This window comes from Runella sp. R0.1_18 (genome assembly GCF_057652155.1).
The window spans coordinates 1-239 of sequence record NZ_JBYFCK010000143.1 but is presented as its reverse complement, the minus strand read 5'-3'; the positions used below and the strand labels follow the sequence as shown (position 1 = coordinate 239).

General features: G+C 54.0%; 1 protein-coding gene. It reads left to right on the top strand.

What is annotated here, in order from left to right:
* The coding region (locus AC23P2_RS31420; RefSeq protein WP_487776841.1) for an Ig-like domain-containing protein at positions 1–239 on the top strand (239 nt) is incomplete at both ends.

The following is a 239-nucleotide window of genomic DNA, read 5'->3' as shown; positions in this document are numbered from 1 at the left end:
CCAGTGGTAATCAATGTGAAAGCCAACGACGGCGACCCTGATGGCAACGTCTTGGGAGTACCGACGAAGATTAGCAATCCGACCAACGGCACGGCGACGGTCAACCCCGACGGAACGATTACCTACACGCCGAATTTAGGTTTTGTGGGGACAGACACATTCAAGTATTCAGTGTGTGACAATGGTGTACCGAGCAAGTGCGACACGGCGACGGTGAATGTACGGGTGAACGAACCCGT